We start from the raw sequence: 20,566 nt of genomic DNA, 5'->3' as shown, positions 1-20,566 counted from the left end.
CTTAGCGGTTCTGGTCGAGGCGAACGTCGACGTAGGCCTGGTCACGCAACTGGCGCAGCCAGTCTTCAAAGGCTTCATCCGCCTTGCGGTCATGCAAGGCGTCGCGAGCCTGCGCGCGACGGCGGTCATCGGTGACGTCGACCGTACGGCGCTCCAGCACCTGGATCAGGTGCCAGCCAAACGGCGACTGCACCGGCTGGCTGACTTCACCGACCTTGAGTGCATTCATGGCACGTTCGAATTCGGGCACCGTGTCGCCCGGCGACACCCAACCGAGGTCGCCGCCCTTGGCGGCCGTGCCATCGACCGAGTTGGTACGGGCCATTTCGGCGAAATCCACGCCGTTGACGATGCGCTCGCGCAGGGCGATCAGGCGCTGGCGCACATCGGAATCGGACGCTGCGTCGCTCGTGCGGATCAGGATATGACGAGCGTGTGTCTGCTCGATCTGTTGCTTCTGCTCGGTGGTGGCGCGTTCATTGACGAAACGCACGATGTGCAGGCCAACCGAGCTTTGCATGGTGTCGCTGACCTGTCCCGGCTTCATGCGCGACACCGCCTCGCCATAAATGGCGGGCAGGCGCTCGATGGGACGCCAATCGAGGATGCCGCCCTGCATGGCGTCCTGCGCATCGGAATAGGTCGCCGCCAGCTTGGCGAAATCGTCGCCCTGGCGGATCTGACGCTGCACTTCGTCGGCGCGCTTGCGCAACGCGGCCCATTGTTCGGGCGTGGCACCTTCCGGAGCGCGCAGCAGAATGTGCTGGATCTGCACCTCGCGCGAGCCGGCGGCAGCTTCGGGGCTGGCGAGAAAGGCGTCGACTTCAGCGTCGGTCACAACCACCTTGCTGTCGACGTCGCGTTCGCGCAGGCGCGACAGGATGATCTCGTTGCGGATGTCTTCGCGAAAGCGATCCCAGGGCACGCCTTCACTCTTTTCGACCGCTTCGCGCAGTTGATTGATGTTCATGCGGTTGTTCTCGGCGATGGTCTGCAACGCACGCTGCAGGGTCGCGTCGTCCACCTTCACATTGGTGTTGGCGGCCTCCTGCAACTGGAGTTTGTCGTAGATCATGCGATCGAGCACTTGGCGCTCGAGCTGGTCCGCCGACGGCAACGCCGTCCCCTGCCGTTTCAGCGTGGCCGTGGCGGCCGTCACGCGGGTGCGCAGGTCGGACTGGGTGATGATCTCGTCGTTGACGACGGCGACGATGCGGTCGACAGGCTGTTGAGCCTGCGCGAAGCGCGGCGCCAGCATGGCCGTCAGCAGGAGGGCCAGGGCCACCCGCAGGAGTCTGTTCAAGGACATTGTTCTATCTTCTGTTTGCGACAAAAAATGCGGCGCGTGCAGCCGCCCCGCTCAGAACGACCCGGCAGTGCCGCCGAATACCGGGTCACCAAAACTCGAGTCGTTGATCTTGCCATAGCCACCGATGCTGCGTCTGAGCAACTGCACAGGACTGGAACCCACCGATGCAAGGCCGTTGAACTCGATCTGCAGGAACCAGGCGTTGTTGTGTTGCGATGAACTGTTCAGCAGGGTCTGCCAGACGCCGCGGAACACCCAGCAATCGGCCTTGTATTCAAGGCCGGCAATGGCTTCAGTCAGCGTATGGTCGAGCAAGTTCCGGTTATAGCGCCCGACGCCATACCAATTGCCAAGCAATGGCCACTGCGCCGAGACGTCGATGTCACGAAAGCCGCCGGCGGCCGAGGTGCCGTATTTGTACCGGTAGCTGGCCGAGATGACCTTGGCGAAGTCTGCCTGGTAGCGAACCCCCGCGATGCCCCGCTCGGTCCGATTGTCCTTCGGATTGTATTCGTAGGCCAGATCGAGCCACACCTTGTCGTGCAGGCGCCCGGACGCTGCCGCCAGCCAGTCGGAACGGCGGCTGGTGCGCGGCGTATCCGTCGGCAGCGTCACGCGCTGGTCTTCGAAGTAAAAGCGTTGCGCCAGGGCGAGGCGCATCCATTCAACGCCGGTGCCATCGTCGATGAAACGCGACGAGACAGCCGCCGTCAGCTGGTTGGCGTTGGCGATACGGTCGTTACCGGAATAGATGTTCTCGGAAAAGAACTGCGCAAAGCTCACGTCGGCCAGCGCCGTATCGAATACCGGGTAGTTGTCCTGGTTGCGATAGGGCACGCGCACGTAATACAGGCGCGGCTCCAGCGTCTGCGTCGTGGGCTTGCCGCCGAAACTCGTCGGCCGCTCGAAAGTCATGCCCGTGTCGACAGAGAAGATCGGCACGGTGCGATCGAGGGAGTCCGGCCCCACGGTGTTCTTGCGGTCCAGATCGTAATGCGTCATGTGAGCGCCGACCTTGGGTGTCACATACCAACCCGGAGTCTGCAAGGTATAGGACACCTGCGGATACACGAACGCCCGCCGACCTTCGTCCTGCTTATAGACGTTCGTGTTGGGCTGGATGGAGAAGGCCGTGTAGTCCGCCGGCAACGTGAGGGCAAAACCATGCCAGTCCGGCACGAAGGCGCGCGCCGTCAATTGCGGCAGACGATCGTAGTCGGGCGTGTCGCTGATCCACTGCGACCGCTGAACGTTGAATGCGCCGGACAACCACGAACCATTGTTGTAGTTGAGGACGGCCTGCTGATTGAGCCGACTCTGAGAGGTCGAGGTGATCCGCGTCGACAGATCGTTGAAGTAGTTGCTGTCGGACACGCGGGCGTAGTTGATGGCGCCGGAGAAACCATTGCCAAAACCCTGGTTGTGCGAAAGCTGGACCAAGGACCGCGTCGTTCCCGTGATCTGGTCGCCCGGCAGGTATTCAAGCTGCATCGCGCCGTTGTAGCTCGGCGTGAGGTAGCGGAATTCACCGTTCAACTGCATGCCGCGCCGCCCCATCCAGCGCGGGGCGAACGTGGCGTCGTAGTTCGGCGCCAGGTTGAAGTAATACGGAACCGTCAAATCCAGGCCGGTATTGCTGGTACTACCGAAGGTCGGCGGCAGCAGCCCGGACTGGCGCCCGCCCGAGAGCGGGAATTGCATCCACGGCGTGTAGGCGATCGGCACCCCCTTGAACACCATCGTGGTGCCGTAGCCCTCGCCCTGGTCGCGGTCGTAGTCGAGCCGCAGGTCACGCATTCTCAGGAACCATGCTGGATTGGGCGCCGGACAGGTCGAGTAGGTCGCGTTGCGGAGGCGATACTGGTTCTCGCCTTCGAGCTGGATGATGTCGGCTTCGCCGCCTCCCGTGACCATGCGCTTGCTCGTCCCGGCCTCGCCTTCGGACGTGTCAGCGCGCTGAAATGCATAAATGGGCGACTCGAATTCACCAAATGAGGTGTCGATGTTGATCCGTGCACGCGGACCGGCGATGCGGTCTTCACCGCGGCGCATACGCACATCGCCTTCGGCGGTGACGTCGTTGCTGATCTGGTCGAAGATCAGGCGATCGCTGTCGAGGATCAGCGCACCGCGCTCAAGGTGTACATCGCCTGTCGCGCGGACTTCGACATCGGTGCGGCCATCGAATTTGTCGGCGTCGATCACGGTCGGGGCCGCGCGATCGGAAGCCGTGCCGCCCACGCTAGAGACCGGACCGGCCTGCGCGACGATCAGCAGGCGCGGATCGACATACATCGGCGCGGGGTCGGCAGCCCTGCTCACCGAACTCAGGGTGGCGAGCACGGCCAGGGTCAGCAGGCGAGGCTGCAGGCGGCGCGAGCCATCGCGCGATCGCTGGACTGCGCCGGAACGTGGGCGAGGTAGCATGCGGCGTTTTATTGGATGTGTTCTGACGACCACCGCCCCCCGTTAGGGGCTCGCCTCGCGGATTGCAGGGTCGAGGCGGCGGCTTGATAAGATTCGGGATTCTACATGAAGCCGGCGCGCCGACTGCCGCCACCGCGCAGCCACCGCCCTCGAACTGGAAGACTGTCTTGAATCGCATCGAACGACTGCAGCAATGGGTCGGGCAACAACTGCCCGGCCATCGGATTGAACTGACGCCGGCATCGGCAGATGCCAGTTTCCGCCGCTATTTCCGCGCCACGCTGGACGACGGCAGCAGCTACATCGTGATGGACGCGCCCCCCGAGCATGAAGACTGCCGGCCCTTCGTCCATGTCGCAGAACTATTCGGCGCAGCAGGCGCCAACGTGCCGAAGGTCCACGCGCAGAATCTGGAAGAAGGCTTCCTGCTGCTCTCGGACCTGGGCTCGACCACCTACCTCGCGGCGCTCGACGACGACAACGCCGCCGCGCTCTACGCCGAAGCGCTCGGCACGCTGGCCGTCATCCAGGCAGCAAGCCGCCCCGGCGTGCTGCCGGAGTACGACCGGGCGCTGCTCATGCGCGAACTGGAGCTGTTTCCCGTGTGGTACGTGGGACGCCACAAGGGTGTGACGCTGAGCGAGAAGGAAACCACGCAGCTCTACGAAGTCTTCGACCGCATCCTGGAAGTCAATCTCGCGGAGCCGAAGGTGTTCGTCCACCGCGACTATCACTCGCGCAACCTCATGCACCTGCCAGGCAAGGACCCCGGCGTGCTCGATTTTCAGGACGCGGTCTACGGACCGATGAGCTACGACCTTGTCTCCCTGCTCAAGGATGCCTATGTCGAATGGGACGAAGAGCTGACACTCGACTGGCTGGTGCGCTACTGGCAAGCCGCAAGGCAGATCGGCTTGCCGATCCGCGAGGACTTCGCCGACTTCCATCGCGACTATGAATTCATGGGCGCCCAGCGCCACATCAAGGTGCTCGGCATTTTCGCGCGGCTCTACCACCGCGACGGCAAGGACGGTTACCTCGCCAACATGCCATTGGTGATGAACTACCTGCGCAAGACATGCCAGCGCTATGACGAACTGCGCCCGCTGGCCGTGTTGCTCGAAAAGCTCGATCCCTCCGTCACGGCCGAAGGCTTCAGTTTCTGATCGCCTGAACGACGTCTCATGGCGGCGGGTGCGTTCGCGCCCGCCTCTTCTCTTGCTGCAATGGTGCGCGCACCTGCACTGATCTCGCCGCGTCCAATTGCGTGCGGATCGCTGCCTCGCGCAGGTCGCCTTGGCACAAGCCTGGTGCGGCTCGGATTCTGACATCGCACGCGTTCGGTGCATCCTTGCGTCCGCCAGCGATACAACTCGTTGATTTATTTGCAGAGACGATCAGGCTCGGCTTTTGCTTTTTGCTCTCCCGTTGTGCATTTCTGGAGCTAACGTGGAGCAGTCTTTCTTTCCCGGCGACGTTCTTTTCGTCCTTCTCGGCGCCATCATGGTGCTGGCGATGCACGCCGGCTTCGCATTCCTCGAACTGGGCACCGTACGCAAGAAGAATCAGGTCAACGCCCTGGTCAAGATCCTTTCCGATTTCGCGGTTTCGACGCTGGCCTATTTCTTCATCGGCTATGGCGTCGCCTATGGCGTTCATTTCTTCGTCGGTGCGGGCCAGTTGCAAACGCACCATGGCTTCGCACTGGTCAAGTTCTTCTTCCTGCTGACCTTCGCCGCCGCCATTCCGGCCATCGTTTCGGGCGGCATTGCGGAGCGAGCGCGCTTCTCGCCGCAACTGGCCGCCACCTTCATCGTGGTCGGGTTCGTCTATCCCTTCTTCGAGGGTCTGGCGTGGAACGGCAACTTCGGTCTGCAGGCCTGGCTCAGGGCGACGTTCGGCGCGCCCTTCCATGATTTCGCAGGCAGCGTGGTGGTGCACGCCATGGGCGGCTGGATCGGGCTGGCAGCGGTCCTGCTGCTCGGCCCGCGCCGCGGTCGTTATTCGCGCGACGGCGCCATCGCGGCGCATCCGCCGTCGAGCATTCCTTTTCTTGCCCTGGGTGCGTGGATCCTGGTGGTCGGCTGGTTCGGCTTCAATGTCATGAGTGCGCAGCAGGCCGATGGCATCAGTGGACTGGTGGCGGTGAATTCGCTCATGGCAATGGTCGGCGGCACGCTGGCCGCACTGGCTGCGGGACGCAACGATCCGGGCTTTGTCCATAACGGACCGCTGGCCGGTCTGGTGGCAGTGTGCGCAGGATCGAACGTCATGCATCCGCTGGGCGCGCTGGTGGTCGGCGTGGTGGCGGGCTTCTTGTTCGTGCATCTATTCACACTCACGCAAAACCGCTGGAAGATCGACGATGTGCTCGGCGTCTGGCCTCTGCATGGTCTGTGCGGCGCGTGGGGCGGCATTGCCGCCGGCATCTTCGGCCAGCCGGCATTCGGCGGCGTGGGCGAGGTATCGCTATGGTCGCAGTTGATCGGCACCGGGCTTGGCGTGGCGGTCGGCTTTGGCGGAGGCTTGGTCGTTTATGGCGGGCTTAAGTGGATGAGCGGACTGCGCCTGACGGCGGAGCAGGAATACGAAGGCGCCGACCTCACCATCCACAAAATCAGTTCGACGCCGGAGCGGGAAGCCATCTGGTGATGGCGCGTGACGCGGCATGTGGCTCCCGTCGGAGCCACTGCCCGCCGCCCTTGTAATTGCACCGTAGCGCTCGTAGCGCGCCGGTGAGCGCGGCCGTTACGGCAATGTCATCAGCCGGACTACCCTGTGGGCGAATCGAGCCAGATGATTGCGCCGTGCCCCAGCTCATTCAGCCGGCCGACGAATTGGTCGGCCACATCGTCCGCGATTGTCATCGTCAAGCTCACGCGTTGGCCGTGCTCTACTGCCGACAGCGTCGCGCCCGCAGCCTCGATGGCTCGGCGAACGGTGCCTTCGAAGGCATAGGGTGCCTCGCAACGTAATTTGCGAAGCCGAACGATCGCGATCTTCTGTGCGCCACGCAATGCCTGCGCGACGCTGTCCGTGTAGGCGCGCACCAACCCGCCCGCACCGAGCATGATGCCGCCGTAATAGCGGATCACCGTTGCCAGTACGCCTTCCAGATCCTGGTGTCGCAACACGTCGAGCATGGGGCGCCCGGCCGTGCCGCTCGGCTCGCCGTCATCGACGGCCGCCGACTGCCCGCCGGCCAGCAGCGCCCAGCATACGTGCGAGGCAGTGGGATGCTCTTTCCAGAGTCCGGCAACGATCTTCTGCGCCGACGGCCGATCCGCGACCGGCTGCACGCAGCCAATGAACCGGCTCTTCTTGATGAGCAGCTCACTGTGGACCGGCGTGGCGATGGTGAGGGGCATGCGCGGAAATCAGGCAGGACGGCCGTGAAACGTACCGGATTCTAGCAATACGCCGCAACGGCAGAATCAACGCTGCGCACAAACGAAAAAAGCCCACGGCACGCCGCGGGCTTTTGCTTTTTTTGACAGAGCTTCGCGCAGGCAGTCGCGCGAGAGAATCAGACGTTGAAGAGGAAGTTCATCACGTCGCCATCCTTGACGACGTATTCCTTGCCTTCGGCCCGCATCTTGCCGGCCTCCTTGGCGCCTTGCTCGCCCTTGCATGCGATGAAGTCGTCGTACGAAATCGTCTGCGCGCGAATGAAGCCGCGTTCGAAATCGGTGTGAATCACGCCAGCGGCCTGCGGTGCGGTGTCGCCCTTGTGGATGGTCCAGGCGCGCACTTCCTTCACGCCCGCGGTGAAGTAGGTCTGCAGGCCAAGAAGGTCGTAGCCCGCACGAATGAGACGGTTCAGGCCCGGCTCGTCCAGGCCGAGATCGGCAAGGAAGGCCTTCTTGTCTTCGTCATCGAGATCGGCGAGTTCGGCTTCGATCTTGGCGCACACGGCCACGACAGGGGCGCCTTCCTTGGCGGCGTGCTCGCGCAGGCGGTCGAGGTGCGGATTGTTCTCGAAGCCGTCTTCGAGCACGTTGCCCACGTACATCGCCGGCTTGATCGTCATGAGGCACAGCGGACGGATCAGTGCCTTTTCTTCGTCGGTGAACGACATCGTGCGCGCCGGCTTGCCTTCGTTCAGGTGCGGCAGCAGCTTTTCGAGCACTGCAACGAACTTCTGCGCTTCCTTGTCGCCGGACTTGGCCTTGCGCCCATCGCGGGCAATGGCTTTTTCGACTGCGGCCATATCGGCCAGCGCCAGTTCCGTGACGATGGTTTCGATGTCGGCAATGGGGTCGACGCGGCCCGACACGTGGATGACGTTCGGGTCGTCAAAGCAACGCACCACGTTCACGATCGCGTCGGTCTCGCGGATGTTGGCCAGGAACTGGTTGCCCAGGCCTTCGCCCTTCGAAGCGCCGGCCACCAGGCCTGCGATGTCGACGAATTCGACGATCGCGTGCTGCACTTTCTGCGGCTTGACGATGGCCGCCAGTGCATCGAGACGCGGATCGGGCACTTCGACGATGCCGACGTTCGGCTCGATCGTGCAGAACGGATAGTTCTCGGCCGCAATGCCAGCCTTGGTCAACGCGTTGAAGAGAGTGGACTTGCCGACGTTGGGCAAACCAACGATGCCGCACTTGAGGGACATGATCTTCGCCTTATTTCTGAGCCTGAGGCCTGGTATTCAGTTGCTGGGTCGCTGCGGCCCAATCGCCACGTGCAATCTTGGGCCACGCGAGCAACGCGCGGTTGATCGAATCGTCGATCTCGGTCTGCTCTTCGCGACGCGGCGGCTTGAGCACGTAATTGACCACCTCGTTGCGATCGCCCGGATGACCGATGCCAATCCGCAAGCGCCAATAGTCATGGCTCGACAGGCGCGCGCTGATGTCCTTGAGGCCGTTGTGACCGCCCAGGCCGCCACCGAACTTGAGCCGCAATTGCCCCGGAGGAATGTCCAGCTCGTCATGCACGACGAGGATTTCATTCGGCAGGATGCGGTAGAAATGCGCCAGCGCCAGCACCGATTGGCCGGAGCGGTTCATGAAGGTCTGCGGCAGCAGTATCCACACGTCGGCCTCGCGCGAACGACCCGCCAGACCGTGGAATCGGGATTCGGGATGGAGCGACACGCCCAGCTCCTGGGCGAGGCACTCACAAAACCAAAACCCGGCGTTGTGCCGGGTCTTGGTGTATTCGGCCCCGGGGTTGCCGAGACCGACGATGAGCTTGGGTGCGGGCTGCGTCATACGGGCCCGCTCGGAACCCTGATCATCGATGTAGCCGTATTACTCGGCAGCGGGCGCAGCGGCTGCAGCCTCACCTTCGGCGGCGGCGACGCCACGCGGAATGGTGATGGTTGCCACGACCGGGTCGGTTTCACCGTGCGCGACCAGCTCAACGCCAGCCGGCAGAGCCAACTGCGAGGCATGCAGCGAGTGACCGGCAGCCAGGTCCTTCAGGTCGACTTCGATGAACTCGGGCAGGTTGCCGGGCAGGCACTGCACTTCGACTTCGTTCATGACGTGCGACACGATACCGCTTTGCAGCTTCACGCCCGGAGCGATGTCGGCGTTGATGAAGTGCAGCGGCACCTTGATGTGCAGCTTCTGGTTCGGATCGACGCGCTGGAAATCCAGGTGCAGGACGATCTGGCGGAACGGGTGCCATTGCGTGTTGCGCAGAATGACGGTTTCGTTCGTGCCTTCGACGTCGATGCTCAGCACGGACGAGTGGAACTTCTCGTTGCGCAGCAGGTGGAACAGTTCGTTGTGATCCAGAGAAATCTGGACGGCGTCCTTGTCCTGACCGTAGACGATTGCCGGGATGACGCCAGCGCGACGCAGGCGGCGGCTCGCACCCGTACCCTGTTCAGCGCGCTTGGTAGCCTTGAACGTGAATTGCATGGTTACTCTCCAAAATTATGGCTCTCGTCCGCGACCAGACTGAGAGCCTTCCAAATGCAGCGGCGGTTACCCGCCGCCACGAAACTGTCTTGCAAGGGCGCTGCGCGATTACTCGTCGCGGAACAGCGAACTCACGGATTCTTCATTGCTGATGCGCAGCATGGTGTCGGCCAGCAATGAGCCGATGGACACCTGCTTGATCTTGCCGCAATTGCGGCCTTCTTCGCGCAGCGGGATAGTGTCGGTGACGACCACCTGATCGAGCTCCGACTCGCTGATACGCGAGATCGCCGCGCCCGACAGCACCGCGTGGGTGATGTAGGCGACGACGCGCTTGGCGCCTTTTTCCTTCAATGCCTGCGCGGCCTTGCACAGCGTGCCGGCGGTATCGACGATGTCATCGACGATGACGCAGGTGCGGCCCTGGATGTCGCCGATGATGTTCATCACTTCGGAGACGTTGGCCTTGGGACGACGCTTGTCGATGATCGCCAGATCACATTCGAGTTGCTTGGCGACCGCGCGGGCACGCACCACGCCGCCGATATCCGGCGAGACCACGGTGAGGTCTTCCAGCGGCTCGACCTTGCGCAGGTAATCCAGCAGCAGGGGCGTGGCGTAGATGTTGTCGACCGGGATATCGAAGAAGCCCTGGATCTGGTCGGCATGCAGATCGACGGTCAGCACGCGTTGCACGCCCACGGCCTGCAGCATGTTGGCGACGACCTTGGCGGTGATGGGGACGCGGGCAGAGCGGGGACGGCGGTCCTGGCGGGCGTAGCCGAAGTAAGGAATGGCAGCGGTGATGCGGCCGGCCGATGCGCGCTTGAGCGCGTCGACCATGATCATCAACTCCATGAGGTTGTCGTTGGTCGGAACGCAGGTCGGTTGCAGGACAAAGACGTCCTTGCCGCGTACGTTCTCGAGCAGTTCGACGTTCACCTCACCATCAGAGAAGCGCCCTACGGTAGCGGACCCGATCGAAATGCCGAGTCTCTTGACCACGTCCGCGGCAAGCTTGGGGTTTGCGTTGCCGGTAAAAACCATCAGGCTGCGGTATGCCATCGGGGTGCCTCACGCCGTCGTGCTAGTGCTGAAAGCATTCGGGCAGCCCGCCTCGATGAGACGGTCTGCCCGATTATTTTTGGCTGGGGAAGAAGGATTCGAACCTTCGAATGCCGGAATCAAAATCCGGTGCCTTGACCAACTTGGCGACTCCCCAGCAGAAAGCTGTGCTGAGATTCACCGTACTGCACTTTTGGCGAATCTCTCAATTCTATCGTTCCGTTCAAGCCCGCACAAGATCGTGCAGCGGATGAACATCGAGCGAGCGGGCGACGAACACTTGCCAGTGTGCAGTGAGCGAATCTGCCACGGCCTGCGCATCACTCTGAGTCTCGAAAGCCGCGAATACGCAGGCCCCCGAACCACTCATGCGGACTTCGCCCTGGAGGCTCAAACCCGCGCTCGCTGCCAGCAAGGCATCAATCGCCTGCTGAACCGGCGGGAACAATTTGCACGCCACAGGCTGCAGATCGTTCCGCCCAACACGGGACAATCTTTCAAAGACTGCCTGTGCTGCGAAGCCCGGCATTATGGCCGCTTCAGTGTCCCGAGTCAAATCCTTCGACGAAAAAATTAACGGGGTCGGCACTGAGACCGGCGGTTTGACGACAACGTACCAGGCCGGCGGAGCCTCGACGGCGGACAGCGCTTCGCCCACGCCACCGGCCAGCGCGGTGCGGCCGAATACGAAGAACGGGACGTCGGCACCGAGCGTGAGCGCCCAATCCTGCAGCGTGGCGCGCGACAGGTCGAGATTCCACAGGCGGTTGAGCCCCAGCAGCACGCTGGCGGCATCCGAACTGCCGCCGCCGAGCCCCCCGCCCATGGGCAAACGTTTGGTGACGGCAATGTCCACACCCAGGCGGCAACCGGTCTTGTCCTGCAGGAGGCGAGCTGCGCGCACGACGAGATCCTGTTCGGCGGATACGCCTTCGATGTCGGTCGTGCGTTCGATGCGACCGTCTTCTCGCAGCGTCAGGACGATGTCATCGCCATGATCGAGCAGACGGAAAGCGGTTTCCAGCGTGTGATACCCATCCGGCCGGCGGCCGGTGACGTGCAGGAACAGATTGATCTTGGCGGGCGCCGGACAACGCAGCGCGGGCGCGCTCAAAGCTGCCAGACCTCGATGGCCAGGCGGATCTGCAGCGTGCCGCGACGCACGTCGAGCACGCTCGGCATTGCGTTGGGCATTTCGTTTTCGTAGCTCTGGATCGACAACAGCCAGCCACCGTCGTTGGCCTGCACGATGCGGCCGAGGTCGTCGCGCTGCACGGCGGCGTCCGCACGCACGCGGCCCGTTACCCATAGCGCCAGCGCGTCGATCGGTACGGGCGCGTCGGTCAGCCGTGCAATGAGCATGTCGGGATTGCGCGCTTCGTAGCGCTCGCCGTCGGAAGTCGTCCAGCGGGCGCCCGTCGAATCGCGCTGCAGTTCGGCCATCACATGGCCCAGCGGATTGGCGAAGCCAATGTCATCTTCGGCCGGACTGTGCTGCCACGAGATACGCATCGTGTCAGCCTTCTGCCCCTGCCGGACGACGGCGCGGCCGTCGAAGATGAAGGACGTGATGTCCTCCCGGGCGGGGCGGGGCGGAATCTCCTTCGGAGTGGGCGGCGTGCCGGTGCTGGCACAAGCAGCCAGCAGCGCCGGCAGGATGATCGAGCAGAAGAATTTGCGCATGGGCGCAGATTCTACTGCGTCAGGCGCTTGATCGTCTCGCGCAGCGCAGGGCTGTCCGGCGCGGTCTTGAGCGCGCCTTCCCAGGTCGCGCGGGCGTCATCCTTGTGCCCCATCTTCCACTGCACTTCGCCCAGGTGGGCGGCCACTTCAGCGTCCTGGAGCTTTGCGTAGGCCCGCTGGAGCATGTCCAGCGCACCGGGCAGATCGCCCTTGCGGTAGCGCAGCCAGCCGACGCTGTCCATGATGGCGGCATCCTCGGGCGCCAGACCGATGGCCTTGGTGAGCAGCTGATCGGCTTCCGTCAGCCGCACGTTGCGATCGACGAACGAGTAGCCCAGCGCATTGTAGGCGTGCGCATAATCGGGCTTGAGTTCGATGAGCCGGCGCAGTTTCTTCTCCATGCCCTCGTAGTTCTTGAGGCGATCATCCAGCATGGCCGATTCATAGAGGGCTTCCGGGTTGTCCGGCTGCTTGGCGAGCAGACTCTCCATGACCTTCTGTGCCTCGGCGGTCTGCCCCATGTCGCGCAACATCTGCGACTCAGCCATCTGATAGGCAGCGGATTCTTCCTCGTCGCCCGCGGCGGCGGCCTTTTCGAGCAGGGCGCGAGCGCCCGCCACGTCGCCACTCTTGGCCATGACCATCGCCATGCGCGCCTGCGCCGGCGCGTAGTGCTGCCCTTCTCCCACCTGGCGGTATTGCTCGACGGCCCTGGCCGGGTTGCCGGCCTCTTCATAGACCTGGCCAAGTTGCAGGCGCAACAGGTCGGGGTCGCGGTACTTGCGGTCGATGAGGCGCTGCAGTTCGCGCTCGGCGGTATCGTAGTCGTCGCTCTGCACGGCCAGCGCCACGACCACGTAGGCGATGTCGTCGTCGTCCGGGAAGCTTTTTTTCAGATCGGCATAAGCGGCGCGCGCTTCGTCGAAGCGCTTTTCGGACACCAGCCAACGGGCATACAGGACGCGCGATTCACGAGCTGTCGGGTTGCGCTTGGCGAACTCGTTGAGCTGCGCCATGGCCTCGGCCTGCTGTTCTTTCGGGGCCGACTGCGCGCGCAGCAAGGCGGCGGCTTCCCAATCCGGGCGCAGGCGCAGCGCCTCGGCAGCCTCGGCCTGGGCGCGCGTGTTGTCTTGCGCACCACCGTAGGCGACGGCGCGCGCGAAGTGCGCTTCCGGCATGTTGATGTAAGGCTGGGTGAGCCGCTCGATCGATGCTGCGACGGCGGCCTTGTCGGGATACCGTCCATACAGGCGCGGCAGTTGCATGAGCATGGAGTCCAGCGGAGCGGAACCCGAGGCGAGCAGGCGCGCTACCGGCGCTTCGAGTTCAGTGACCGAGCCGGCACCATTGGCCAGCACGACAGCCAGCGTCTGCAAGGCAGGAACGGAATCGGGCTCAGCCTGCACCCACAGGCGGGCGGCTTCGCCGGCCTGCTGCAATTGCTGGCCCATCAATGAGATTTCGGTGGCGCGGCGTGCGATGCGAGCGTCCTGCGTGCGGCGAGCCAGATCAACGTAGGCCGCCGACGCCAACTGGTATTCACCGCGCGCGGCAGCGATTTCGGCGAGCATCAACTCATATACGTACTGGCCGGTGAGTTCCTTGGCCGGGCCGGAGGTCGTCGAAGCGGCGAGCTCCTTCGCCTTGGGAGGATCCGCCGCCAGCGTCGCCGATGTTGCGATCGCACAGGTGGCTGCGGCAATGATCGACTTTGTCAGGCGCGCAATGTTGGGCATATTGTTATCTCGAAGGTGACCCGGGGTTGGAGTATCTGGATGCGCAGCCGTTCCCCGACCAATGGCCGCGCAGCGCACGGTCACCCACAAAGGAACGGCCCTAGAATATGTCCGCCGATGGTAACAGCAAGCGGCAGGTCGATTATTCCCGTTTATCTCCATACATGCCCGAACTACCCGAAGTCGAAGTCACACGCCGCGGCATCGCCGAACTGCTGACCGGCGCGACCATCACCGACGTGGTGGTGCGCAATGGCAGCCTGCGCTATCCCGTGCCGGCCGGCCTCTCAGGATGGCTGCGCGGGCAGGTGGCGGTGCGTTTCGGACGGCGCGCCAAATATCTGCTGGTGGAAACGGCGGCCGGGACGCTCATCGTCCACCTGGGTATGACCGGTACCCTGCGCGTTCTGCCTGCCGACACGCCCCTGCGCCTGCACGATCACGTAGACATCGTCTTCGGCGCGCAGGTATTGCGCTATCACGATCCGCGACGCTTCGGCGCGATGCTGTGGCTGCCCGCCGGCGACGACCATCCCTTGCTCGGTGGGCTCGGTGTCGAGCCGCTGACCGGCGACTTCGACGGCGAATACCTCTATCGCGCCAGCCGGGGCCGCAGGACGCCGATCAAGCTATTCATCATGGACGCCGCCGTGGTGGTGGGCGTCGGCAACATCTACGCCTCCGAAAGCCTGTTCCGCGCACGCATCAATCCGAAAACGCCCGCAGGCCGCCTGTCGCGCGAACGCTGCACACGGCTCGCCGGTGAGATCAAGGCAACGCTGACCGACGCGCTGGCCGCAGGCGGCAGCACTTTGCGCGATTTCGTCGCCAGCGACGGCTCGCGCGGCTACTTCCAGCAGCAATATTTCGCCTACGGCCGGGAAGGCGAGGCTTGCCGCGTGTGCGGGCGCGAAATCCGGCGTCTCGTCATGGGGCAGCGATCGACCTTCTATTGCCCCTCCTGCCAGCGCTGACGGCACATTCCGACCCGCCCATCATCAAAAACCGCCCGCCCGTAACGGTCCGCGGGCAGGTTCGACGGCGATGATCGGAATACCGATATTCTTGCCACCAGAAGATACTGATCCTTCTTGTCTCGCGCCCAGGAATCCGGCCCAGCCATGTCCCTTATCGATCGCTTTTCCGCCTATGCCGCTTGGCGCTCCAACGTTTCGGGCGCGATCCAGCACCTGCGTTCGTGGCTGACCGAAACGGAAGTCGGCGACGCCCAATCGGACCTGCGTCTGCAGCACTTGCTCGACCGCCTGCGTGAAGACAAGCTCGTAGTGGCTTTCGTCGCCGAGTTCTCGCGTGGCAAATCCGAGCTGATCAACGCCATTTTCTTTGCCGAGTACGGCAAGCGCGTGCTGCCTTCATCGGCCGGCCGCACCACCATGTGCCCGACCGAACTGCAATGGGAAAGCGGCCAGACGCCCGGCGTGCGCCTGCTGCCCATCGACACGCGCGCGCGCCGCGAAAGCATGAACGACCTGCGCCGTGCGCCAGCCGAATGGGTGTTTGAACCCTTCGACGTGCGCGATGCCGGCAGCGTCGAACGCGCGCTCCGCCGCGTGAGCGAAACCCTGCGCGTGCCGCGTGCGGAAGCCGAGCGCCTCGGCTTCGTGGTGGACGACACCGGCATGGCCGGCGCCCGCCCGGACGCCGACGGGCAGGTCGAAGTCGCCCGCTGGCGCCACGCCATCATCCAGTTTCCGCACCCGCTGCTCGAACAGGGGCTGGTGATCGTCGATACGCCGGGGCTCAACGCCATCGGCTCCGAGCCCGAACTGACGCTGTCGCTGCTTCCCAGCGCGCACGCACTGCTGTTCGTGCTGGCCGCCGATACGGGCGTCACGCAAAGCGATCTCGCGGTTTGGAACAATCAGGTCAACACCGGCCGCACTCAGAGGCGCGGCCGCATGGTGGTGCTCAACAAGATCGACGGCCTGTGGGATGGCCTTCGCTCCGATACCACCATCGAAAGCGAAATCAACCGGCAAGTGAGTTCGGTCGCCGAAACGCTTGGTATCGAACCGCGGCAGGTCTTTCCGGTTTCCGCGCAAAAGGCGCTGCTGGCCAAGGTCAATCACGACCAGGCGCTGCTCGACCGTTCGCGCATCGAAAATCTGGAACACGCGCTCAGCCATGAACTGCTGCCCGCGCGCCAGCAGATCCTGACCGAATCCGCACTGAGCGAAGCCAGCGAAATCGTCGGCCGCGTGGTCGAACTTCTCGAGGCGCGCCTGTCGGGCCTGCATGAGCAACTGCGCGAAATGTCGGACCTGCGCGGCAAGAACCAGAGCGTCATCGAATACATGATGCGCAAGGTCCGCACGGAAAAAGAGGAATTCGAACAGGGCCTGCAGAAGTACCACGCCGTGCGCAGCGTGTTTACGAACCTGTCGAACAAGTTGCTGGCCCATATCGGCCTGGACGCCGTGCGGGTGGAAACCCGTCGCACGCGCGAAGCCATGCTCGATGCCAACTTCTCGCGCGATCTGCGCGGCGCCATGGTCGAGTTCTTCGACACATTGCGCGGCAACCTGCTGAAATCTTCGCAGGAGGTCACGGAGATCACCACCATGCTCGACGCCATGTACAAGCGCCTGTCGGTCGAGCACGGACTGAAACTGGCGCCGCCGACGAGCTTTTCGACTTTCCGCTACCAGCGCGAGATCACCAAGCTCGAAACGGCCTTCAACGACCAACTCAACAGCGTGGGCACGATGATCACGCAGTGGAAAGGCACAGTCACGCAGCGCTTCTTCGAGACCATCGCCACCGAAGCCCGCCGCACGTTCGAAATCGCCAACCGCGACGTCGAACAATGGCTGCGCGCGGTGATGGCACCGCTGGAAACGCAGGTGCGCGAATACCAGTTGCAGCTCAAGCGCCGACTGGAGAGCGTCAAACGCGTGTATGAAGCGACCGGCACGCTGGAAGAGCGCATCGACGAACTCAACCAGCACGAAACCGTGCTGCTGCGCCAACTCGAAGAACTGCGCGGCATGCAGGGCGCCATCGAACGCGCGCTCGCGCCGGCCGATGCGGCACCGGTGGCCGCCAATCTGGCGGCCTGAACACCCCGTAGAACCCATCCCGGGCCGGTATTCGCCGGCCCACCCCTGCCTGTGGGACAATCACGCGCCGTCGGCGGCTTTGTCGCTGTCCGGCAGCTCCTAAGAAATTTCGCAATACGAACAAGAAAGCTGATGTAGTCCAGATGCCGGCCCCGGCAATCGGCTAGGCTGCGAGGGTTTTGGCCCAGAAACGCCGACGCCGCTAGCGCCGGACTCTACGACCTCGTTTGCTCAGGAAAAGATCGTCATGAAGAAACCTCTGTCCGCCTGGATGCTGGCGCTCGCCGCCGTCGCCGTTCTCGCCGCCTGCGGCAAGAAAGAAGATGCGCCCGCCCCGACCACCGAAGCGCCCGCCGCCTCGGCCCTGCCCAGCAAGATCGTCGTTGGCCTCGACGACAACTTCCCGCCGATGGGCTTCCGCGACGAGAAGAACGAACTGGTCGGCTTTGATATCGACCTGGCCCGCGAGGCCGCCAAGCACCTCGGCGTGGAAGTCGAGTTCAAGCCCATCGACTGGAACGCCAAGGAAGCCGAACTCAACGGCAAGCGCGTCGATGTGCTGTGGAATGGTCTGACGATCACCGAACAGCGCAAGCAGAACATCGGTTTCTCCAAGCCGTACCTGGAAAACCACCAGATCATCGTCGTGCGCGCCGGCTCGCCCATCAAGACCAAGGCCGATCTGGCCGGCAAGGTCGTCGGCGTGCAAGAAGGCAGTAGCGCGGTCGAGGCCGTCGAGAAAGACGACGCCACGCTCAAGTCGCTCAAGGAATTCAAGAAGTTCGGCGACAACGTCACCGCCCTGCTCGACCTGACCGCGGGCCGCCTGGACGCCATCGTGGTGGATGAAGTCGTCGGCCGCTACTACACGGCCAAGAAGCCGGGCGACTACATCGTGCTGGACGACAACTTCGGCACCGAAGAATACGGCGTCGGCGTGCGCAAGGAAGACACCGCTCTGCTCGGCAAGCTGGACGAGGCGATGGACAAGATGAAGCAGGACGGCAGCGCCGCCAAGATCTCGACGACCTGGTTCGGCAAGGACGTCGTCAAATAACAGGCAGCACCGCCGCTTCGGCGGCGTACCCCGACAACCCTGCTCGCGCGGCCCCTTGTGGGCCGCGTCGCCGCTGAGGGCGGCAACATGGATTACCTGATTTCGATCCTCGGCCCGCTGATCGAAGGCGCTGGCGTGACGCTCAAGATGTTCTTCGTCACGCTGGCACTCTCGGTGCCGCTGGGCCTGGCGCTGGCGCTGATCCGCATCTCGCGCTCGCGCACTGCCAGCACGCTGGTCAATGGCTACATCTGGCTCATGCGCGGCACGCCGCTCATGCTGCAGATGCTGTTCATCTACTTCGCCCTGCCCTTTGTGCCGATCATCGGCATTCGCCTGCCGGACTTTCCGGCGGCCATCGTCGCCTTCTCGCTCAACTACGCGGCGTACTTCGCGGAGATCTTCCGCGCCGGCATCCAGTCCATCGACCGGGGCCAGTACGAAGCGGCCAAGGTGCTCGGCCTGTCGTACGGACAGACCATGCGCCGGATCATCCTGCCGCAGATGACGCGGCGCATCCTGCCGCCGTTCAGCAACGAGACCATCACCCTGGTGAAGGACACCTCGCTCATCTACGTGCTGGCCATGAACGACCTGCTGCGCGCCGCGCGCGGGATCGTGCAGCGCGACTTCACCACCAGCCCGTTCCTCGTCGCCGCCGTCTTCTACCTTGCGATGACGCTGGTATTGACCATCGGCTTCCAGCGCCTGGAAAAGAAATATGCCGTCCATGACGAATAGCGCCGCCATGATCAGCGCCCGTGACATCCACAAGCGCTTCGGCCACACCGAAGTGCTCAAGGGCGTCTCACTCGAAGTCGGCAAGGGCGACGTGATCGCCATCATCGGCCGTTCAGGCTCCGGCAAGAGCACTTTCCTGCGCTGCCTGAACCACCTCGAGACCATCGACCGCGGCCACATCGACATCGAAGGCGAAACACTCGCGTCGACCGACGCCAAGGGCGCGCATTACGCGACCGAAGATGAAGTGCGCCGCATCTGCCGCAAGATGGGCATGGTGTTCCAGCAGTTCAATCTGTTCCCGCACCTCACGGTGCTGCAGAACATCATCGAAGCACCGATCACCGTGAAGGGCATGGCGCGCGACGAAATCGTGCCCAAGGCCGAAGAACTGCTGCGCAAGGTCGGCCTGCTGGAAAAACGCGACAACTACCCATCGCGCCTGTCGGGCGGCCAGAAACAACGCGTGGCGATCGCCCGCGCGCTGGCCATGGAACCGGACATCATGCTGTTCGATGAACCCACCTCCGCACTCGATCCGGAACTCACCGGCGAAGTGCTGCGCACCATGCGCGAACTGGCCGAAGAGCGCATGACCATGCTCGTCGTGACGCACGAGATGGCCTTTGCGCGCGACGTATCGACACGCACGGTGTTCATGGACGGAGGCGAGATCGTCGAAAGCGGCACGCCCGCCGACATGTTCTCCAACCCACAGCACCCGCGCACGCGCGCGTTTCTCGATCACATGCTCTGATGAGCCGGTTGCGCTGCATTGCAAACAAGCGTGCAGCGCGCCTGGCCCGGACGCGGCCACTGACGCGCATCAAGCGCCGATCGAGCCCGTCGTGGAACATCGCATGTTTCGGCGAGCTTACTCAAACGCCGACGTTGACCTTCCAAAAGTCTGACCGTTTTGACCTCTCGCGCCGTCGCTTACCTGTTGATCCTCCTTGCTCGTGTCGTGACCGGCGCGCAGGTGCGCTGGAATGAACGCACGCCCAGCGACGGCCAACGCATCTACTTCGCCAACCACTCCAGCCATCTCGACTTTCTGTTGCTGTGGGCGATGTTGCCTGCCCGACAGCGATGGCGTACGCGCCCCGTGGCGGGCGCCGACTACTGGAACGCCTCTGCCGTCCGCCGCTATCTCATCCGGAAGGTCTTTCGTGGGGTGCTCATCGAGCGCCGTGGCCGCGAAGAAGGCGTCGATCCGCTCGCACCCGTCGTCGCGGCGCTGGAGCAAGGCGACTCGCTCATCTTCTTCCCCGAAGGCACGCGCAACGCCGAACCGGAAATGCTGCCGTTCAAAAGCGGGCTCTACCATCTGGCGCAGCAATGCCCACAGGTTGAATTGGTGCCCGTCCGCATCGAAAACCTCAACCGCGTGATGCCCAAAGGCGAACTGATTCCGCTACCGCTGATCTGCACGATCACCTTCGGCGCAGCCGTCGGCCTCATCTCGGGTGAAGACAAAGGCGACTTTCTGTCGCGCGCGCGGCAATCGATCATCGACCTCGCCCTGACGCCAGCATGACCCTGCCGTTTGCGATTTTCGGTGGCGACGCCATCACCACGCGTCACATCACGCT

General features: G+C 63.5%; 18 protein-coding genes and 1 tRNA gene. 8 read left to right on the top strand and 11 right to left on the bottom strand.

Annotated elements, in window-relative coordinates; genetic code table 11:
• Position 1: 1 nt before the first annotated feature.
• Both ACDA63_RS18325 and ACDA63_RS18320 read right to left on the bottom strand, forming a co-directional pair.
• Entirely contained in the window at positions 2–1,309 is a 1,308-nt protein-coding gene (locus tag ACDA63_RS18325; RefSeq protein WP_373664736.1) for a peptidylprolyl isomerase, read from the bottom strand.
• Positions 1,310–1,360: 51 nt separating this feature from the next.
• A complete protein-coding gene (locus tag ACDA63_RS18320; protein ID WP_373664735.1) occupies positions 1,361–3,736 on the bottom strand; it encodes an LPS-assembly protein LptD in 2,376 nt (791 codons plus the stop codon).
• Positions 3,737–3,903: 167 nt separating this feature from the next.
• Here ACDA63_RS18320 and ACDA63_RS18315 point away from each other — a divergent pair, with 167 nt between their 5' ends.
• Positions 3,904–4,902, top strand: coding sequence for an aminoglycoside phosphotransferase family protein (locus ACDA63_RS18315; protein ID WP_373664734.1), 999 nt, complete (start codon positions 3,904–3,906; stop codon positions 4,900–4,902).
• 283 nt (positions 4,903–5,185) lie between these two features.
• Positions 5,186–6,388: an ammonium transporter gene (locus ACDA63_RS18310; RefSeq protein ID WP_373664733.1), complete on the top strand. Its 1,203-nt coding sequence runs from the start codon at positions 5,186–5,188 to the stop codon at positions 6,386–6,388.
• Positions 6,389–6,507: 119 nt separating this feature from the next.
• Here the strand turns inward: ACDA63_RS18310 and ACDA63_RS18305 are convergent, their stop codons facing one another.
• The 9 genes from ACDA63_RS18305 to ACDA63_RS18265 form a co-directional block, all read right to left on the bottom strand.
• Positions 6,508–7,104, bottom strand: coding sequence for a YigZ family protein (locus ACDA63_RS18305; protein ID WP_373664732.1), 597 nt, complete (start codon positions 7,102–7,104; stop codon positions 6,508–6,510).
• Between the two features lie 158 nt (positions 7,105–7,262).
• The gene (gene ychF, locus ACDA63_RS18300) at positions 7,263–8,354 is read right to left on the bottom strand and encodes a redox-regulated ATPase YchF (protein WP_373664731.1); all 1,092 of its coding nucleotides are present in this window, start codon (positions 8,352–8,354) and stop codon (positions 7,263–7,265) included.
• A gap of 10 nt (positions 8,355–8,364) precedes the next feature.
• The gene (gene pth, locus ACDA63_RS18295; protein WP_373664730.1) at positions 8,365–8,955 is read right to left on the bottom strand and encodes an aminoacyl-tRNA hydrolase; all 591 of its coding nucleotides are present in this window, start codon (positions 8,953–8,955) and stop codon (positions 8,365–8,367) included.
• Positions 8,956–8,994: 39 nt separating this feature from the next.
• Entirely contained in the window at positions 8,995–9,612 is a 618-nt protein-coding gene (locus ACDA63_RS18290; RefSeq protein WP_373664729.1) for a 50S ribosomal protein L25/general stress protein Ctc, read from the bottom strand.
• 108 nt (positions 9,613–9,720) lie between these two features.
• Complete coding sequence (locus ACDA63_RS18285; protein WP_373664728.1) at positions 9,721–10,677, bottom strand: ribose-phosphate pyrophosphokinase; 957 nt, start codon at positions 10,675–10,677, stop codon at positions 9,721–9,723.
• An 80-nt stretch (positions 10,678–10,757) separates the two neighbouring features.
• A tRNA-Gln gene (locus ACDA63_RS18280) sits at positions 10,758–10,834 on the bottom strand.
• Positions 10,835–10,900: 66 nt separating this feature from the next.
• On the bottom strand, positions 10,901–11,791 hold the full coding sequence (gene ispE, locus ACDA63_RS18275) for a 4-(cytidine 5'-diphospho)-2-C-methyl-D-erythritol kinase (protein WP_373664727.1): 891 nt from the start codon (positions 11,789–11,791) through the stop codon (positions 10,901–10,903).
• Positions 11,788–12,360 (bottom strand): lipoprotein insertase outer membrane protein LolB, encoded by a 573-nt coding sequence (lolB, locus tag ACDA63_RS18270; RefSeq protein ID WP_373664726.1) that lies wholly within the window; start codon positions 12,358–12,360, stop codon positions 11,788–11,790. Before lolB ends, ispE begins: the two co-directional genes overlap by 4 nt.
• Before the next feature lie 11 nt (positions 12,361–12,371).
• Positions 12,372–14,096: a tetratricopeptide repeat protein gene (locus ACDA63_RS18265; RefSeq protein ID WP_373664725.1), complete on the bottom strand. Its 1,725-nt coding sequence runs from the start codon at positions 14,094–14,096 to the stop codon at positions 12,372–12,374.
• A gap of 164 nt (positions 14,097–14,260) precedes the next feature.
• On the opposite strand from ACDA63_RS18265, the gene mutM reads away from it, so the two are divergent.
• The 6 genes from mutM (at position 14,261) to ACDA63_RS18235 (ending at position 20,511) form a co-directional block, all read left to right on the top strand.
• On the top strand, positions 14,261–15,070 hold the full coding sequence (gene mutM / locus ACDA63_RS18260) for a bifunctional DNA-formamidopyrimidine glycosylase/DNA-(apurinic or apyrimidinic site) lyase (RefSeq protein ID WP_373664746.1): 810 nt from the start codon (positions 14,261–14,263) through the stop codon (positions 15,068–15,070).
• Between the two features lie 147 nt (positions 15,071–15,217).
• Positions 15,218–17,176 carry a dynamin family protein gene (locus tag ACDA63_RS18255; RefSeq protein WP_373664724.1) on the top strand — a complete coding sequence of 653 codons (1,959 nt, stop codon included), beginning with the start codon at positions 15,218–15,220 and terminating at the stop codon, positions 17,174–17,176.
• A 247-nt stretch (positions 17,177–17,423) separates the two neighbouring features.
• Positions 17,424–18,233 (top strand): amino acid ABC transporter substrate-binding protein, encoded by an 810-nt coding sequence (locus ACDA63_RS18250; protein WP_373664723.1) that lies wholly within the window; start codon positions 17,424–17,426, stop codon positions 18,231–18,233.
• 87 nt (positions 18,234–18,320) lie between these two features.
• Complete coding sequence (locus ACDA63_RS18245) at positions 18,321–18,974, top strand: amino acid ABC transporter permease (protein ID WP_373664722.1); 654 nt, start codon at positions 18,321–18,323, stop codon at positions 18,972–18,974.
• 7 nt (positions 18,975–18,981) lie between these two features.
• Positions 18,982–19,731, top strand: a complete 750-nt coding sequence (locus ACDA63_RS18240) for an amino acid ABC transporter ATP-binding protein (RefSeq protein WP_373664745.1) — start codon at positions 18,982–18,984, stop codon at positions 19,729–19,731.
• Positions 19,732–19,890: 159 nt separating this feature from the next.
• Positions 19,891–20,511, top strand: a complete 621-nt coding sequence (locus tag ACDA63_RS18235) for a lysophospholipid acyltransferase family protein (RefSeq protein WP_373664721.1) — start codon at positions 19,891–19,893, stop codon at positions 20,509–20,511.
• Positions 20,512–20,566 lie beyond the last annotated feature (55 nt).

Source organism: Uliginosibacterium sp. sgz301328 (assembly GCF_041807905.1).
Classification (GTDB): domain Bacteria; phylum Pseudomonadota; class Gammaproteobacteria; order Burkholderiales; family Rhodocyclaceae; genus JBGVSA01.
The sequence above is the reverse complement of the archived record's forward strand: the minus strand, read 5'-3'. Positions and strand labels throughout refer to the sequence as shown.

What these genes read in the sequence shown, in the direction of transcription:
- ACDA63_RS18325 (WP_373664736.1), bottom strand. Translation starts at nt 1,309, where the DNA reads ATGTCCTTGAACAGACTCCTGCGGGTGGCCCTGGCCCTCCTGCTGACG.
- ACDA63_RS18320 (WP_373664735.1), bottom strand. Translation starts at nt 3,736, where the DNA reads ATGCTACCTCGCCCACGTTCCGGCGCAGTCCAGCGATCGCGCGATGGC.
- ACDA63_RS18305 (WP_373664732.1), bottom strand. Translation starts at nt 7,104, where the DNA reads ATGCCCCTCACCATCGCCACGCCGGTCCACAGTGAGCTGCTCATCAAG.
- ychF (WP_373664731.1), bottom strand. Translation starts at nt 8,354, where the DNA reads ATGTCCCTCAAGTGCGGCATCGTTGGTTTGCCCAACGTCGGCAAGTCC.
- pth (WP_373664730.1), bottom strand. Translation starts at nt 8,955, where the DNA reads ATGACGCAGCCCGCACCCAAGCTCATCGTCGGTCTCGGCAACCCCGGG.
- ACDA63_RS18290 (WP_373664729.1), bottom strand. Translation starts at nt 9,612, where the DNA reads ATGCAATTCACGTTCAAGGCTACCAAGCGCGCTGAACAGGGTACGGGT.
- ACDA63_RS18285 (WP_373664728.1), bottom strand. Translation starts at nt 10,677, where the DNA reads ATGGCATACCGCAGCCTGATGGTTTTTACCGGCAACGCAAACCCCAAG.
- lolB (WP_373664726.1), bottom strand. Translation starts at nt 12,360, where the DNA reads ATGCGCAAATTCTTCTGCTCGATCATCCTGCCGGCGCTGCTGGCTGCT.
- ACDA63_RS18265 (WP_373664725.1), bottom strand. Translation starts at nt 14,096, where the DNA reads ATGCCCAACATTGCGCGCCTGACAAAGTCGATCATTGCCGCAGCCACC.
- mutM (WP_373664746.1), top strand. Translation starts at nt 14,261, where the DNA reads ATGCCCGAACTACCCGAAGTCGAAGTCACACGCCGCGGCATCGCCGAA.
- ACDA63_RS18255 (WP_373664724.1), top strand. Translation starts at nt 15,218, where the DNA reads ATGTCCCTTATCGATCGCTTTTCCGCCTATGCCGCTTGGCGCTCCAAC.
- ACDA63_RS18250 (WP_373664723.1), top strand. Translation starts at nt 17,424, where the DNA reads ATGAAGAAACCTCTGTCCGCCTGGATGCTGGCGCTCGCCGCCGTCGCC.
- ACDA63_RS18245 (WP_373664722.1), top strand. Translation starts at nt 18,321, where the DNA reads ATGGATTACCTGATTTCGATCCTCGGCCCGCTGATCGAAGGCGCTGGC.
- ACDA63_RS18240 (WP_373664745.1), top strand. Translation starts at nt 18,982, where the DNA reads ATGATCAGCGCCCGTGACATCCACAAGCGCTTCGGCCACACCGAAGTG.